Raw genomic sequence first — 15,848 nt, forward strand, 5'->3', positions numbered from 1 at the left:
AACTTCCCTGTTAGTAGCGAATTTTCGGGTCAATCATTGCAAGTAGAATATCTACAATCGCGTTGAATAAGATAAATAGGAAACCAATCAGAATGGTTACACCCATTACTAGCGAGTAGTCACGGTTAAATGCAGCGTTAACGAATAGCTTACCGATACCCGGTAAACCAAAGATGGTTTCGATAACAACAGAACCCGTGATGATGCCTACGAAAGCAGGACCCATGTAAGAAACAACAGGAAGAAGTGCTGGTTTGAGAGCATGTTTGATGATGATGTAACGGTAACTCAGACCTTTAGCGCGAGCGGTGCGGATAAAGTTACTGTTTAGCGTCTCAATCATTGAACCGCGAGTAATACGGGCAAACGTTGCAACGTAAAGCAATGACATACCAATAACCGGCAACACTAAAAACTGCCAGCTACCATCTTGCCAACCACCCGCAGGGAAAATGTGCCAATGTAGAGAGAATAGGTAAATCAGAGCTGGCGCCAATACGAACGACGGCATAACCACACCAAGCATCGCGGTCGACATTATGGTGTAGTCAACCCACGTATTCTGCTTGAGAGCCGCTATCGTCCCGACCGTCACGCCCATGATCAACGTAAAGATGAAGGCGATAAAACCCACTTTCGCTGACACTGGCAGAGCAACGGCGATCAACTCGTTTACGGTGTAATCTAGGTATTTAAACGATGGACCAAAATCACCTTGCAGAACGTTGGTCAAATACGTTGTGTATTGCTCGAATACTGGCTTATCAAGGCCGTATTTCGCTTCAATGTTCGCCATAACTTCTGGCGGTAGTGGACGTTCTGTCGAGAAAGGGTTTCCCGGAGCAAAACGCATAAGAAAGAAAGATACGGTGATCAAAACCAACATTGTTGGGATCGCCTCAAATATCCTTTTTGCGATGAATTTAAGCATAAACTCACTCTTTCAGTCTGTGACAATTTAAATGAAAAAGAATAGTCCGATTTATTTTGGACTGAACATAGGCGCTACATGCAATTTCTCACATGCAGAGCCTAATTTTTATAGTTCTATCTGATTGAAGATTTACTCAGTGATGTAGAGATCTTTAGAGTAGATCTTTTCTTCCGCGTTGTTTGATGGGAAGCCACCCACTTTCGTAGATAGTAGACGTGATTTCACGTACTGGTAGATAGGTGCAATTGGCATATCCTTCGCCATTAGCTTCTCAGCTTCTAGGTAAAGCGCCTGACGCTCTTCGTTTGACGTAGAGCTGAACGCTTTATTCATAATTGCATCATATTCTTTGCTGTCGTAGTGAATACCACCAGTGGTGTTGTTGCTCATCATTAGAGTCAAGAATGACGAAGCTTCGTTGTAGTCACCACACCAACCAGCACGAGCAACTTCGAAGTTACCTGAGTCTTTTGTTGATAGGTATGTTTTCCACTCTTGGTTTTCTAGCGTTACGTCTAGACCAAGTGTTTTCTTCCACATAGAGCCTAGAGCAACCGCAATTTTCTTGTGGTTCTCAGACGTGTTGTAAAGAAGGTTAAACTTAAGTGGATTATCTGCGCCGTAGCCTGCTTCTTCCAATAGACGCGCCGCTTCTGCGTTACGCTCTTCTTGCGTCATTTTGCCGTAAGCAGGAATTTCTGGGTTGAAACCTGCTGTGATTTCTGGCGTTAGGAAGTAAGCTGGTTTTTGACCTTGAGCTAAAATCGCATCAGTTACGATGTTACGATCAATCGCGTAAGAGATAGCTTGACGAACACGTACATCATCAAACGGAGCTTTCTTCGTGTTGAAGATGTAGTAGTAAGTACATAGGTTACCCGTCACAGATACTTCTTGTGGGTGCTCTTTCTTCAGACGCTTGAAGTGCTCTGTTGGCAGTTCGTTCGTGAAGTCGATTTCACCCGCTAGGAAGCGGTTCATTTCTGCAACTTGGTTTTCAATCGGTAGGAAAGTAACTTTCTCTAGTGTGGTGTTTTCGTTGTCCCAGTATTGCTCGTTACGCTTCAATACTAGACGCTCGTTCACAACCCAGTTGTCAACAACATAAGCACCGTTACCAACAAAGTTCTCTGGCTTCGTCCATTGATCGCCGAACTGCTCTACTGTCGCTTGGTGAACAGGCTTCACTGTTGTGTGGCCCATCATCATCACGAAGTAAGGTACAGCTGTATCTAGCTCTACCACTAGAGTGTGGTCATCCACAGCTTTAACACCCAGCTCGCTCTTGTCTTTTTTGCCAGCAACGATGTCTTTCGCATTCTTCATCTTGGTGTATTCCATGTACCAAGCGTATGGAGAAGCCGTTGCAGGGTCGACAGCACGTTGGAAACTGTAAACGAAGTCACCTGCTGTTACAGGATCGCCGTTTGACCATTTCGCGTCTTTGCGTAGGTGGAAAGTGTATGTTTTGTTGTCTTCAGTTTCCCAAGATTCTGCAACACCTGGGATAGTGTTACCGTCTGCGTCTTGGTTTACTAGACCTTCAAGTAGGTCGCGAATCACGTGAGATTCAGGAACACCTTGAGATTTGTGAGGGTCTATTGTCGCAACTTCTGTACCGTTACCACGCACCAACTCTTGAACTGCTGCTAGTTTCGGTTCTGAAGAATCAGTTTTTGCTTCTGGTGCAGGTGCTGGCTGAGCCGCCTGTTTTTCTTCTGGCTTATTGTCGCCACAACCCGCTAGGGCAAGAGAAAGACCAGCACCAATAAATAAAGCGCGCGTGATTTTATTCTTATACATGCGTAAAACTCCAAGTTTTTTCGTTAGCATCCATGACTTCTCTATAAGGGACTGGAACGGTCAGCGTTTTAGATTTTTTTAGTGCACTTTCTGAGCACAAAAGCCTAAAACCTTACAGAGACTGCGGCACACATTAGCAATCATTGAAGTAATTTGCCATAAAAATGTAGCAAAAAAACTAATAATTCTGTAATAACCGCACATATCTAGCAATAAACTCCAATACAAAAGCATTCACTAGTAAAATGAAGACTGTAACTGACATTTAGCAGCCAAAACTTTCGATTACTCTGAATTTAAACTATTTGATAGCATCTTATGCTAGATATTCGCATATTATTTAACATTTGTGACAAACGAAGTCTAACAAATAATCGTTTATATATTGCTCGATATTTTTTATTGTGAACAATATCACCGAGATAAAACACGGGTGTTTTCGAAGATAAGAATCGCAGTATTGAACCGTTTCAATATGGTTGAACAAATAGCGAAATACAAAAAAAGCTAAGTGCGATTAACACTTAGCTTTTTATTTTTTGTCAAAACGAGTAGCTGGTTCTATTTTTCCCAGCGCTGCGCTGCTTGATGATCGGTGTCGCGCGATTCAATCCAACGATCTTCGTTAGTTGTGCGCTCTTTTTTCCAAAACGGTGCTTTGGTTTTCAGATAGTCCATAATGAACTCGCACGCATCAAATGCCGCGCCGCGGTGCGCACTAGAAACGCCCACAAATACAATTTGGTCGCCGCTGTCCATATCACCCACACGATGAATCACGCGCACGCCAAGCAGAGGCCAGCGAGCTTCAGCTTCATCACAAATATCGCTCAAGCTCTTTTCCGTCATGCCCGGATAATGCTCTAGATGCAGGCCAATCACGTTGTCACCAAGGTTCATATCTCTGACTTTACCGATAAAGGTCACGACCGCACCAGCAGCAGTGCCTTCCGACAAGCGTTGATATTCTTGATCAACAGAAAAGTCTTCAACTTGTACAGAAACACGAGGATCCATCTTAGCCTCCCGTTACCGGTGGGAAAAACGCGACTTCGTCACCCGCTTTTACTTGTGTATCCAGTGGGACGATCGATTGGTTCACTGCAGCAAGCAGCTTGCCTGGCTCAAGCGCCAAGTCCCACTTGCCTGCTTTTTCTGCGCCCGCTTCGACAAGATGTGCGCGAACGGCTTCGACCGTATCGAACTGGCCGTCCAAATCAACGCTGTCGATACCCACTAGCTCGCGGGTTTGAGCAAAGAAAAGTACTTTAATCATGATTCCGCCTTGAAATGTCCAGATTTGCCACCCGTCTTCTCTAATAGACGAACTTGACCAATGACCATGTCCTTTTGTACTGCTTTACACATATCGTAAATCGTTAGTGCAGCGACGGAAGCTGCAGTGAGCGCTTCCATTTCGACACCAGTTTTACCCGCAAGTTTACATACAGACTCGATGCGAACTTTGTTTTCTGCTTCGATAGCTTCCAGTTGAACTTCAACTTTAGAAAGCAGTAGCGGATGACAAAGCGGAATCAAATCCCATGTTTTCTTCGCTGCTTGAATACCAGCAATACGAGCCGTTGCGAACACATCACCTTTGTGGTGCTGGCCAGAGACAATAAGTTGCAAGGTTTCTGGAGCCATGTGTACAAATGCTTCAGCGCGAGCTTCACGCACGGTTTCTGCTTTTGCAGACACATCGACCATGTTCGCTTCGCCAGATGCATTAATGTGTGTAAATTGGGTCATTGTTTTTCCTTCGCTTTTAGGAAAGGTTATACAGATAGGTGTGGCATGAAGTTACAAGGGCGATGACTTGCATCCAACTGCTGTTTAATAATTTTTGTCCAGCCTGTACGACACGCACCAGTTGAACCTGGCATTGCGAAGATCACGGTGTGGTTAGCAAAACCTGCAATCGCACGAGACTGAATAGTAGACGTACCGATCTCTTCATACGACACCATACGGAACAACTCACCAAAGCCTTCAACTTCTTTATCAAATAGAGGCTTAAGTGCTTCTGGCGTGCTATCGCGTGAAGTAAAACCGGTACCGCCAGTGATCATGATCGCTTGGACGTTTTCATCGGCAATCCATTGAGAAACGATCGCGCGGATCTTGTACATGTCATCAATAACGATTTGTTTGTCTACTACGTTGTGACCCGCTTCTTGAGCGTGTTCAACAAGGTAACGACCAGAGGTATCGTTCTCTTCAGTACGTGTGTCAGATACCGTTAGAACGGCAATATTTGCAGGTTGAAATTTGCTTTCAGCGTGACCCATTTGTTCACCTATTCTCTAAATTAGCTTTGATACGCTTGGTATCGATTCGGAAAAAGTTAGAGCCAGCTTAGCACCAAGCTCTCTCTAAAAAATTGAATAAAGTTAGCCGCCGATAGACGCAAGATGCGGCGTCATACCAGTATTGCCATCGTGTAAGAAGTGGCTTACGGACTTTGTTTGCAGCTGCGATTGGATACGTTCAATCAACTCGTTTTCTTGGTCATCACGCTCCAACAAATCACGCAGTTCCACACCATGTTCACCAAACAAACAAAGGTGCAGCTTACCCAGCGCAGAAACACGCAGACGGTTACAGCTTTCACAAAAGTCTTTTTCATACGGCATGATAAGACCGATTTCACCTTTATAATCTGGGTGAACAAACACCTGAGCGGGGCCATCATTGTGCGAACGCACTTTCAGTAACCAGCCGTTCGCAATCAGTTGATTACGAATCGCAACACCAGAAACATGGTGCTTTGAAAAGAGGTCATCCATCTCGCCCGTTTGCATTAGCTCAATAAAGCGCAATTGGATTGGACGATCTTTGATCCAGTTAAGAAATGCGGGTAGCTCGTGATGGTTCAGATCTTTCATCAACACCACATTAACTTTGACCTGCTCATAACCGACTTCGAACGCACGCTCGATACCATTCATGACTTCAGTGAACTTATTTTCACCCGTAATCTGATGGAACATTCGAGGGTCGAGGCTATCTACACTCACGTTGATGTTTGTTAAACCGGCTTCACGCCAGTCTGCAACTTGCTTCGCCATTCTGTAGCCGTTAGTCGTCGTCGCCACCTTTTTGATGCCTGGCGTCGTTGCGACAGAATGAATGATGTCAGTGAAATCTTTGCGCAAGCTTGGCTCGCCGCCAGTAATGCGCACTTTTGACGTGCCACAATCAGCAAACGCTTTTACGACCCGTTTGATTTCAGGAAGAGATAAAAAAGACGAGTTTTTGTTGCCCGATGGTTTGTAACCATCAGGAAGGCAATAGGTACATTTGAAATTACATACGTCAGTCACAGACAGACGCAAGTAATAAAACTTACGATGAAATTTGTCTTCGAATTGTTGCGCCACGGAACACCTTTCCAAACACGGGAGGCATGGCCATTTCCAATCATGCCCTTGTGACAGTATGTCACTGGCTCAAAATGCTTATCCTCGGACTTAGCATAGTGAGCTCGGAGTTATGGCAACCAGAGGGATAACCCCTGATAGCTTTGCGGTGTAAAATACTTAATATTTGTAATGGAATCCAGACTTGAGTGATAAAAAACTCTCTAGAGACACAAATTACCGCTTAGTGAGTACCGTTAGGACACTCATTAAGTTAAATTGTAGCCGTTTTTTACAACATTATTAGAAGAACGTAATGAATATCTATACGGATAAGAAAGTGGTCGCTGTTGGCGGTGGTCATGGCTTAGGTCGAATGTTAGCCGCTTTAAAAGACTTTGGCAGTAATGCTACGGGCATTGTTGCCACAACCGACAATGGTGGTTCAACTGGGCGTATTCGTCACTGCCAAGGTGGCATCGCTTGGGGAGACACCAGAAACTGCATCAACCAGCTAATCACTGAACCATCTATCAGTTCGATGATGTTCGAATACCGCTTTAAAGGTACGGGAGAGCTGGACGGCCACAACCTTGGCAATTTGATGCTAACAGCATTGGATAACTTGTCGGTTCGACCGCTGGATGCAATCAATCTGATCCGAAACATGCTTAAGGTTGATGTCAATATTCTGCCAATGTCAGAGCACCCTTCGGATTTGTCTGCACTTTCAGTGAACGGTCAATGGGTCACAGGTGAAACCAATGTGGATGAGATGGAAACCGACTTACGTCGCTTAGATCTTTCACCAGAAGTTCCAGCCACTAAAGAAGCCGTTACTGCTCTGGCAGAAGCCGATGCAATCATTCTTGGCCCAGGCAGTTTCCTCACCAGTATTATGCCGCCATTGTTATTGCCTGAGCTGGGCAAAGCCATTGCAGCAAACCGAAAAGCGAAGGTGATATTCGTTGCTAACCTCAGCCCTGAATACGGCCCAGCAGGTCGAATGTCGATGGCGCAAAAGCTGGAATGGTGTGAACGTGCGTGCCAAGGACGAAGAATCGATGTCGTCCTTGCCGAAGAAACGGACCAGAAAGTGTTGGAACAATGGAACGTCGTTACCGAATCATTAGCCTCAACCAACCGAGATTGGCGTCACGACCGAGATAAGTTGAAAGCAGCGATAGAAAACCAACTACTCACTAAGTAGCCACTTGAGACTGCCAACGTTGATACGATAAAGCCCTTCCAATATGGAAGGGCTTTGTGTTTAAAAAAAGTAAAGACTTTATTGAGTCCAAGAGCGATACGCGTCGCGTGTTTCATTCAAGCGTTCAAGCATAGTGTTAAGCTCACTACCCTGTTCAACTAACTCACCAGATTTGGCTTTTTTATCGATAGACATCGCTAACTCACACAAACTGTCGGCTCCGAAACTCGCAGCACTGCTTTTTAGCGCATGGCTGATCTCTTTCAAATACATTAAGCGCTCTGAACCTTCTAACTGCGACAAGTTGTCGATGTACGTATCCATCTCACCCAAAAAAATATCGAGCAAAACAGGCACGTTATCACTGCCGATTTCCATCGACAGTTCATCTATTTTTTGTTGATTCAATATCGTCATGTTTACACCTTCTGCCGCTCTTCTTTACCATTCCATGCTTGTAGTTTGCGGTAAATCGTTGACGGACTGACATCAAGATACCCAGCGGCTCTTGGAATATTGCCGTCACACGCCTCAATCGCTTGCTCAATCGCCATTTTCTCTGTCATCCATAGTGGCATGATCTCTGAAACGGTCATCGCTTTTGGCTCAATCAGTTTAGATACAGATGGCCTATCTAACGGTTGATTCAGCGGCGGTGGCAACATATCTAGCGTAATTTCTTTGCCGTTGTTGAGCACCACGATATTACGCAATACGTTTTGTAGTTGTCGGACGTTACCCGGCCACTCATAACTGTTAAAGCGATCAATCACTTCTTGAGAAAAGCGGACAAAGTTTTTGCCCTCTTCATGAGACATGTAGCCTAACAGTGAGTACGCAATTTCAATCACATCTTCACCACGTTCGCGAAGAGGCGGGAGATGCAAAGGAATCACGTATAAACGGTAGTATAAGTCTTCGCGGAAACGTCCTTCTTGAACTTCTTTCCAAGGGTCTCGGTTGGTCGCACAAACGAAGCGCACGTCCACACTCTTCATTTTTGAAGAGCCTACTTTTTGGAAAGTACCGGTTTGGATGAATCGCAATAATTTGGTTTGTAAGTCCAAATCCATTTCACACAATTCATCGAGGAACAACGTGCCACCATCGGCTAACTCAGCGGCACCTTGACGGTCATTTGCCGCACCAGTAAATGCCCCTTTTACGTGACCAAATAGTTCACTTTCGATTAAGTCTTTAGGTATGGCTGCACAGTTGATGGCAATAAACGGCTTATCACCACGTTTGCTTGCAGCGTGGATGGCTTCTGCGCATACCTCTTTACCCGTACCACTTTCACCAGTAATAAAGATACTCGCTTTACTGCTAGCGGCAGAGTCAATGGTGCGATAGACCTGCTGCATGGTTTGGCTGCTGCCGATAAAACCTTGGTAATTCTGATTACCCGGATTATCTGCTTCATTTTTTAGCTTAGTTGCTTTGCGAATTGCGTTGTTGACCGTAACACGCAGACGGTCTGCTTCACACGGTTTGATCAAAAAGTCTTGAGAGCCATGACGCATCGCTTCTACCGCTGTATCGATAGAGCCATGAGCCGTCATGAAAATGATCGGTACATCTGGATGACTCTTTTTAACGGCGTGCAAAACATCCATCCCCGTCATATCAGGCAGACGAAGATCGAGAAGAATAAGATCTGGAATTCGATGATTGAGACTTTCAATGGCATCTCTACCTGTACCGACAATATTAATGTCGATCCCTAAAGGCGTGAGGTACGAGCGGTATAACGCCGCAACCGATGCTGTATCCTCAACCATCAAAAGGTAACGAGATTTTTGGCCTTCAGTTTTTTGTTGCATAACCTAGCTAATATTTTGTTGTGTTTTAAACAATAATCGCATTACGCTTTGCATTTTGCAAATAACATTAGCAAAGTTACGGTTAATGATAATAGAATCAAAAATGATATCAATAGGTTAAAAAGTGGCATAAAGCATGCTGATATATTAGCGACCCCTCGGGTCACCTAGCCAACTGACGTTGTTAGTGAACGATATGTTCACAAAACAAGCCAATAGACCCGACTGCCTATTGGCTTCTTTTTTTGCCTATTCCAAGTATCTCTTTAGAAACAGCTTTTCGTGTTAACTAGCTATTCGCGATGAATTGCGCACGCAGTTTTTCTATTTCGTCACGCTTCTCAGCCGCAAGCTCAAATTCCAGATCCTGAGCATGTTGGTACATCGCCGCTTCTAGTCGACTGATTTCTTTCTCCAATTGTTGTGGAGACATCACTTCGTAAGTTTGAGATGGTTCAGCCACTTTAGACAGTGGCACTTGCTTAGTATTGCGTTGACGTTTGGACTTAGTAATGTCGCCCAACTCCATAATATCCTTGATATTACGTTTTAGCGCTTGCGGCGTAATGCCCATTTTCTCGTTATACGCTTGCTGCTTCTCACGACGACGATTGGTTTCATCCATCGCTTTTTTCATCGATTTTGTAATGCTATCCGCATAGAGAATCGCTTTACCCTCAATGTTTCGCGCAGCACGACCTATCGTCTGAATGAGTGAACGTTCTGAACGCAAGAAACCTTCTTTGTCGGCATCCAAAATTGCCACCAGCGAGACTTCCGGCATATCCAAACCTTCTCGAAGCAAGTTGATACCCACTAAGACATCAAACTCACCTAAGCGCAAATCTCGAATGATCTCGACGCGCTCTACCGTGTCGATGTCGGAGTGAAGATAACGAACACGAACATCATGCTCATGCAGATATTCCGTTAAATCTTCCGCCATTCGTTTGGTCAGAGTCGTAACAAGAACACGCTCCTCTTTGGCGGCACGAATACGAATTTCAGACAACAAATCATCGACCTGCGTCGCGACTGGTCGAACTTCGAGTATTGGGTCCAGCAAGCCAGTAGGACGCACGACTTGATCCGCAATTTCACCTGCCGATTTCTCTAGCTCATAATTGCCCGGCGTCGCCGAGACGAAAATAGTTTGCGGAGCAAGAGATTCAAATTCTTCAAATTTTAGAGGACGGTTGTCCAACGCCGATGGTAAGCGGAAACCAAACTCAACCAGAGTTTCTTTACGTGAACGGTCACCTTTATACATCGCACCAATCTGCGGTACAGTCACGTGGGACTCATCGATGATAAGCAAACCATCATGAGGCAAGTAATCGAACAAGGTTGGAGGCGGCTCGCCCTCAGAACGACCACTGAGATAACGTGAGTAGTTTTCGATACCAGAACAGAAACCGAGCTCATTCATCATCTCGATATCAAACTGTGTACGCTGGCTAATGCGCTGCTCTTCTATTAGCTTGTTATTCTCTAGTAATTGTTTCTTGCGTACTTCGAGCTCAACTTTGATGCTTTCTATCGCTTCGAGAATACGGTCGCGGGGCGTCACGTAGTGCGTTTTCGGGTAAATCGTGTAACGCGGCAAATCTCTTTGTTTCACGACACCCGTCAATGGGTCGAACACACTGATGCAATCCACTTCATCATCAAACATTTCAACGCGCACAGCATCTTGGTCAGACTCGGCTGGGAATATGTCAATCACTTCGCCGCGAACACGGAACTGACCGCGTTCAAAAGCGACATCATTACGCGAGTATTGGAGTTCCGCTAGGCGACGAAGCATGTCACGCTGATCGATCACGTCACCACGGCGTAAGTGCAGCATCATCTGTAAATACGACTCGGGATCACCCAAACCATAGATGGCCGAGACAGAAGCGACGATGATGGCATCTTTTCGTTCTAGTAAAGCTTTGGTGGCAGACAAACGCATTTGCTCAATGTGAGCGTTCACTGACGCATCTTTTTCAATAAAGGTGTCAGTTGTAGGCACGTACGCTTCTGGTTGATAGTAGTCGTAGTAAGACACAAAATACTCGACCGCATTGTTAGGAAAGAACGATTTCATTTCCCCATACAACTGAGCCGCGAGGGTTTTATTTGGCGCCAGTAAAATTGCAGGACGCTGTGCTTGAGCAATCACATTCGCTAGCGTGAACGTTTTACCAGAACCCGTTACACCTAAAAGCGTCTGATGCGCCAACCCCGCATCTAAGCCTTCTAATAATTGCTTAATCGCGGTTGGCTGGTCACCTGATGGTTGATACTCAGAGACCAGTTCATAAACTTTACTCATACCCTTCCTCAATCTTTACTGCCTTTACTACGTTAGGCTGTGTTACCACTTCTGTGCTGTATATATATACACCTTAGTAAACGAAATCTATGCCTAAATGATTTTTCTCACTCATTGCTAATAATTTTTGTACTTTGTCTATATGGCTATAGCCTTATTCGAGTCGCTCTGATATAGTACTTCGCCCTAGTTGATAAACACTCCTCTAATATCAACTTATAGTTTCCACAACTTTTCCCCAAAACTTCTCTAAAAAGCTCGTTATCCCCAAAAGCTCATCTTTTATCCACTTTGAATATTTTACCCACTCACTCAATAAATTACTGTTTCATTTGCCTATTTTGCGCATAAAACTGACTAAAAATGCACACAAAACAAACCACGTTGCATATAAAAGTTCTTTACTCAGATCTCATCAACACACTTATCCACAATTTTAGTGGATAAGTAACTCTAGCCCTTTACTGGCAAGCACTACAAAAAAGTAAAGCGCTTTAAGTACAATTTTTTCAAAAAAATGTATTTTTTTACTGTTGACACTAGTTTTAGTGCTCGGTAAGATTCGTCCCGCTTTCAAGCAAAGCAATTCCCCCTTAGTTCAGTCGGTAGAACGGCGGACTGTTAATCCGTATGTCGCAAGTTCAAGTCTTGCAGGGGGAGCCAAATTCAAGAAAAAAGCTCAGTTGAAAAACTGAGCTTTTTTCGTTTTTAATCGTCAAAAAATCGGCTTAAAACTTCTATCCACTTGCTAAGTATCAGAGGCCAACTCAATCGTTCGTATGGGCCACTCAGGACTCGCGCACTTTTCGTTAGCTCTCATTCCCCCAACAAATTATTCACCAAACTATTAATTCCGATACAAATTCATCTATCTAACTCACATTGGCGGTTATTTTTCATCCGTGTGTATAAAACCACATCGTTCACTGGTTGTTATTGGTGTCACAAAACACGATAATATTGAGATCGGATTTTAAGAACGTAATAACTATGACCGAATATGTTTTGTTGTTGGTCGGCACTGTGCTGGTGAACAACTTTGTACTGGTGAAGTTTTTGGGCTTGTGTCCATTTATGGGCGTGTCTAAAAAACTGGAAACAGCAATAGGCATGGGGTTAGCAACCACTTTTGTGCTAACCCTCGCATCTGTGTGTGCGTACTTAGTGGAAAGCTATATCTTGCGACCGCTCGGTATCGAGTACTTAAGAACCATGAGCTTTATTTTGGTGATCGCTGTCGTGGTACAGTTCACCGAGATGGTTGTACACAAAACTAGCCCGACCCTTTATCGCTTGCTTGGTATCTTCTTACCACTGATCACGACCAACTGTGCCGTATTGGGTGTTGCACTTCTCAACATCAATGAGAATCATAACTTCATCGAATCTATCATTTATGGTTTTGGTGCAGCCGTCGGTTTTTCACTTGTATTGATCCTTTTTGCTTCTATGCGTGAGCGTATCGCTGCGGCTGACGTGCCTGTTCCATTTAAAGGTGCATCGATTGCAATGATCACAGCGGGTTTAATGTCGCTTGCTTTCATGGGCTTTACAGGTTTGGTGAAGTAAACAATGAGTACGATTTTAATTGCGATCATCGCACTCGCTGTGCTTGCTGCGATTTTTGGTGCCATTCTTGGTTTTGCTTCTATTCGTTTTAAAGTTGAAGCGGATCCTATCGTGGATCAAATCGACGCGATTCTTCCACAAACACAATGTGGCCAATGTGGTTATCCAGGCTGTCGACCATACGCAGAAGCGATTGCGAATGGAGACAACATCAATAAATGTCCTCCCGGCGGTCAAGCAACCATCGAAAAACTCGCAGACTTAATGGGTGTGGAACCTGAAGAGTCGGCACACGATCTAGACAGCAAAGTACCGACCGTTGCCTTCATTCACGAAGATATGTGTATCGGTTGTACTAAGTGTATTCAAGCTTGTCCTGTTGATGCGATTGTTGGTGGGACAAAAGCCGTTCACACGGTCATCAAAGACGAATGTACAGGCTGCGACTTGTGTGTCGCGCCATGTCCAACCGATTGTATTGAAATGATTCCTGTGGAAACCACCACAGATAGCTGGAAGTGGCAACTTAACGCCATCCCAGTGGTTAACATTACGGATGCTGCCAGCGATGCAGCGAACGTGAAAGATTCAATTAAGTAAGGTTTCGTATGTTGTCTTTGATTGAACAAATTCGTACAGGCTCGCTTTGGGACTTCCCAGGCGGTGTGCATCCGGCAGAAAACAAAAAACAATCCAATAAAGCCGACTTAGTGCGAGCATCCATTCCCGCTGAAATCATTCTTCCGCTGAAACAGCACATTGGTAAAGCGGGTAACTTGTTGGTCTCTGTTGGTGAGCACGTTTTAAAAGGACAAGCTTTAACCCAATCAGAAACTGGGTTTACAGTGCCCGTACATGCGCCAACTTCTGGCACTATCACTGCCATCGAGCCTCGAACGGTGGCTCACCCTTCTGGTTTGAGCGAATTGTGCGCCGTCATCACTCCTGACGGCCAAGATACTTGGTGTGAAAAGTCACCTATCGCTGACTACACTCAAGAATCCGCCGATGCACTCATCGACATTATTCGCCTTGCTGGCATTTCAGGGATGGGTGGTGCTGGCTTCCCTACCGCGAAAAAGATCCAATCAGGCATTGCTCGTACAGAAATCCTGATTGTAAATGCAGCAGAATGTGAACCGTACATCACGGCCGATGACAAACTGATGCAGGAGCATGCCGAAGAGCTTATTCAGGGCATCGAAATCGTCGAACATATCCTTAAGCCAAAACTGACGATCATTGGTATCGAAGATAACAAGCCAGATGCCATTAAAGCGCTGGAAAGTGCCGCTCTGAACAAGGACATTGTTATTCGAGTAATCCCGACGAAATACCCATCGGGTGGTGAAAAGCAGCTGATAAAGATTCTGACCAACAAGGAAGTTCCTAGCGGCTCTATCCCTGCAGATATTGGCATCTTGGTTCAAAACGTCGGTTCTTTATACTCAATTAAGCGCGCTATCATCGATGGCGAGCCAATGATCGAACGTGTCGTTACGTTAACAGGTAAAACCTTTAAACAGCCTCGAAACGTATGGGCGCTCTTGGGTACCCCAGTTCAAGCACTGCTCGACGAATTCGGGTACAAAGCCGATAAAAAACTTCAGCGTTTGATCATGGGCGGACCAATGATGGGCTTTACCCTGCCCCACTCACAGGTTCCTATCACCAAAACGGCGAACTGTATTTTAGCTCCGACTCGTCACGAGATTTCAGCTCATCAATACGAGATGGAATGTATACGTTGTGGTCAATGTGCGGAAGCTTGTCCTGCATCTCTACTGCCACAGCAGCTTCAATGGCATGCTAAGGCCGAAGAATATGACAAGCTAGAAGAACTGAATCTAAAAGATTGTATCGAGTGTGGCGCTTGTGCGTTTGTTTGTCCAAGTGAAATTCCACTGGTGCAATATTACCGCCAAGCAAAAGCAGAAATTCGTACTCGAACTCAAGAAGCAGAAGCCGCAGAGCGTGCAAAACTGCGCTTCGAAGAGAAAAAAGCGCGTATGGAGCGCGAAAAAGCAGAGCGTGAGAACCGCTTCAAGAAAGCCGCGGATGACCGTCGAAAAGAGATGAAGTCAACCGGTGGTGATGATGCTATCGCCGCAGCCATTGCTCGTGTTAAAGCACAAAAATCGAACGAAGATAATAAAGCTGAGCCAGCAGTTAAACCTGCTGTCGCGGCTGCCATTGCCAAAGCAAAAGCGAAGCAAGCCGCAGCAGCAAAAGTTGGTGCAACTGAGCCTGACAACTCCGAAATGGCAAAACTGCGTGAAGAGCGCAAGCGTCTTGCTCGTGAACGTAAAGCAGAAAAAGAACAAAGCGAAACCCCTGCTAACAATGCTGATGACAAAAAGTCCGCAGTTGCTGCAGCAATCGCGCGCGCGAAAGCGAAAAAAGCTCAGCAGGAAGAAAACGCATCTGAAGAGCCAGAAGATAAAAAAGCTGCAGTAGCCGCTGCTATTGCTCGTGCAAAAGCTCGTAAAGCGCAACAAGAGACTGAATCTCAACCTGTTGAAGAAACAGCTTCTCAAGAGCCAACCGAAGATCCGAAGAAAGCCGCAGTAGCCGCTGCTATTGCTCGTGCAAAAGCGCGTAAAGCGCAACAAGAGACTGAATCTCAACCTATTGAAGAAACAGCTTCTCAAGAGCCAGCCGAAGATCCGAAGAAAGCCGCAGTCGCTGCTGCTATTGCTCGTGCAAAAGCTCGTAAAGCGCAACAAGAGACTGAATCTCAACCTGTTGAAGAAACCGCTTCTCAAGAGCCAGCTGAAGATCCGAAGAAAGCCGCAGTTGCAGCCGCTATTGCTCGTGCAAAAGCGCG

General features: G+C 45.1%; 14 protein-coding genes, 1 tRNA gene and 1 riboswitch. Of the genes, 5 read left to right on the top strand and 10 right to left on the bottom strand.

Features of this window, described 5'->3' with window-relative positions:
• Positions 1–10: 10 nt before the first annotated feature.
• The 7 genes from oppB to moaA form a co-directional block, all read right to left on the bottom strand.
• Positions 11–931 carry an oligopeptide ABC transporter permease OppB gene (gene oppB, locus BIW15_RS01080; protein WP_005461536.1) on the bottom strand — a complete coding sequence of 307 codons (921 nt, stop codon included), beginning with the start codon at positions 929–931 and terminating at the stop codon, positions 11–13.
• A 132-nt stretch (positions 932–1,063) separates the two neighbouring features.
• Positions 1,064–2,737, bottom strand: a complete 1,674-nt coding sequence (locus tag BIW15_RS01085; RefSeq protein WP_025526741.1) for an ABC transporter substrate-binding protein — start codon at positions 2,735–2,737, stop codon at positions 1,064–1,066.
• Positions 2,738–3,298: 561 nt separating this feature from the next.
• On the bottom strand, positions 3,299–3,754 hold the full coding sequence (gene moaE / locus BIW15_RS01090; RefSeq protein WP_005461480.1) for a molybdopterin synthase catalytic subunit MoaE: 456 nt from the start codon (positions 3,752–3,754) through the stop codon (positions 3,299–3,301).
• A 1-nt stretch (position 3,755) separates the two neighbouring features.
• Entirely contained in the window at positions 3,756–4,013 is a 258-nt protein-coding gene (gene moaD / locus BIW15_RS01095) for a molybdopterin synthase sulfur carrier subunit (RefSeq protein ID WP_005461535.1), read from the bottom strand.
• The gene (gene moaC / locus BIW15_RS01100; RefSeq protein ID WP_005461493.1) at positions 4,010–4,489 is read right to left on the bottom strand and encodes a cyclic pyranopterin monophosphate synthase MoaC; all 480 of its coding nucleotides are present in this window, start codon (positions 4,487–4,489) and stop codon (positions 4,010–4,012) included. Before moaC ends, moaD begins: the two co-directional genes overlap by 4 nt.
• Before the next feature lie 26 nt (positions 4,490–4,515).
• Positions 4,516–5,028 carry a molybdenum cofactor biosynthesis protein B gene (gene moaB / locus BIW15_RS01105; protein ID WP_005461494.1) on the bottom strand — a complete coding sequence of 171 codons (513 nt, stop codon included), beginning with the start codon at positions 5,026–5,028 and terminating at the stop codon, positions 4,516–4,518.
• A 102-nt stretch (positions 5,029–5,130) separates the two neighbouring features.
• The gene (gene moaA, locus BIW15_RS01110) at positions 5,131–6,120 is read right to left on the bottom strand and encodes a GTP 3',8-cyclase MoaA (protein ID WP_005461510.1); all 990 of its coding nucleotides are present in this window, start codon (positions 6,118–6,120) and stop codon (positions 5,131–5,133) included.
• A riboswitch (molybdenum cofactor riboswitch) is annotated at positions 6,109–6,242 on the bottom strand. Its footprint overlaps the gene before it by 12 nt.
• A 173-nt stretch (positions 6,243–6,415) precedes the next feature.
• Between moaA and BIW15_RS01115 the strand changes: the two genes are divergently transcribed.
• Complete coding sequence (locus tag BIW15_RS01115) at positions 6,416–7,309, top strand: YvcK family protein (protein WP_005494500.1); 894 nt, start codon at positions 6,416–6,418, stop codon at positions 7,307–7,309.
• A gap of 78 nt (positions 7,310–7,387) precedes the next feature.
• Here the strand turns inward: BIW15_RS01115 and luxU are convergent, their stop codons facing one another.
• The 3 genes from luxU to uvrB all read right to left on the bottom strand — a co-directional run bounded on the left by luxU (position 7,388) and on the right by uvrB (position 11,452).
• Entirely contained in the window at positions 7,388–7,726 is a 339-nt protein-coding gene (gene luxU / locus BIW15_RS01120; RefSeq protein ID WP_077280426.1) for a quorum-sensing phosphorelay protein LuxU, read from the bottom strand.
• 2 nt (positions 7,727–7,728) lie between these two features.
• Complete coding sequence (luxO, locus tag BIW15_RS01125) at positions 7,729–9,132, bottom strand: quorum-sensing sigma-54 dependent transcriptional regulator LuxO (protein WP_005461534.1); 1,404 nt, start codon at positions 9,130–9,132, stop codon at positions 7,729–7,731.
• Positions 9,133–9,421: 289 nt separating this feature from the next.
• Entirely contained in the window at positions 9,422–11,452 is a 2,031-nt protein-coding gene (gene uvrB, locus BIW15_RS01130) for an excinuclease ABC subunit UvrB (protein ID WP_005494496.1), read from the bottom strand.
• Positions 11,453–12,039: 587 nt separating this feature from the next.
• Between uvrB and BIW15_RS01140 the strand changes: the two genes are divergently transcribed.
• From BIW15_RS01140 to rsxC, 4 genes are all read left to right on the top strand, one after another.
• A tRNA-Asn gene (locus BIW15_RS01140) sits at positions 12,040–12,115 on the top strand.
• A gap of 327 nt (positions 12,116–12,442) precedes the next feature.
• A complete protein-coding gene (rsxA, locus tag BIW15_RS01145; protein WP_005380762.1) occupies positions 12,443–13,021 on the top strand; it encodes an electron transport complex subunit RsxA in 579 nt (192 codons plus the stop codon).
• 3 nt (positions 13,022–13,024) lie between these two features.
• A complete protein-coding gene (gene rsxB, locus BIW15_RS01150) occupies positions 13,025–13,621 on the top strand; it encodes an electron transport complex subunit RsxB (protein WP_005480813.1) in 597 nt (198 codons plus the stop codon).
• 8 nt (positions 13,622–13,629) lie between these two features.
• The coding region (gene rsxC / locus BIW15_RS01155; RefSeq protein WP_077280427.1) for an electron transport complex subunit RsxC at positions 13,630–15,848 on the top strand (2,219 nt) is incomplete at its 3' end.

The sequence above is a fragment of the Vibrio sp. SALL6 genome (genome assembly GCF_002002385.1).
Classification (GTDB): Bacteria; Pseudomonadota; Gammaproteobacteria; order Enterobacterales; family Vibrionaceae; genus Vibrio; species Vibrio parahaemolyticus.

Bases quoted from the DNA above. Each gene is read 5' to 3' on its own strand.
- oppB (WP_005461536.1), bottom strand. From the start codon at position 931: ATGCTTAAATTCATCGCAAAAAGGATATTTGAGGCGATCCCAACAATG.
- BIW15_RS01085 (WP_025526741.1), bottom strand. From the start codon at position 2,737: ATGTATAAGAATAAAATCACGCGCGCTTTATTTATTGGTGCTGGTCTT.
- moaE (WP_005461480.1), bottom strand. From the start codon at position 3,754: ATGGATCCTCGTGTTTCTGTACAAGTTGAAGACTTTTCTGTTGATCAA.
- moaD (WP_005461535.1), bottom strand. From the start codon at position 4,013: ATGATTAAAGTACTTTTCTTTGCTCAAACCCGCGAGCTAGTGGGTATC.
- moaC (WP_005461493.1), bottom strand. From the start codon at position 4,489: ATGACCCAATTTACACACATTAATGCATCTGGCGAAGCGAACATGGTC.
- moaB (WP_005461494.1), bottom strand. From the start codon at position 5,028: ATGGGTCACGCTGAAAGCAAATTTCAACCTGCAAATATTGCCGTTCTA.
- BIW15_RS01115 (WP_005494500.1), top strand. From the start codon at position 6,416: ATGAATATCTATACGGATAAGAAAGTGGTCGCTGTTGGCGGTGGTCAT.
- luxU (WP_077280426.1), bottom strand. From the start codon at position 7,726: ATGACGATATTGAATCAACAAAAAATAGATGAACTGTCGATGGAAATC.
- luxO (WP_005461534.1), bottom strand. From the start codon at position 9,132: ATGCAACAAAAAACTGAAGGCCAAAAATCTCGTTACCTTTTGATGGTT.
- uvrB (WP_005494496.1), bottom strand. From the start codon at position 11,452: ATGAGTAAAGTTTATGAACTGGTCTCTGAGTATCAACCATCAGGTGAC.
- rsxA (WP_005380762.1), top strand. From the start codon at position 12,443: ATGACCGAATATGTTTTGTTGTTGGTCGGCACTGTGCTGGTGAACAAC.
- rsxB (WP_005480813.1), top strand. From the start codon at position 13,025: ATGAGTACGATTTTAATTGCGATCATCGCACTCGCTGTGCTTGCTGCG.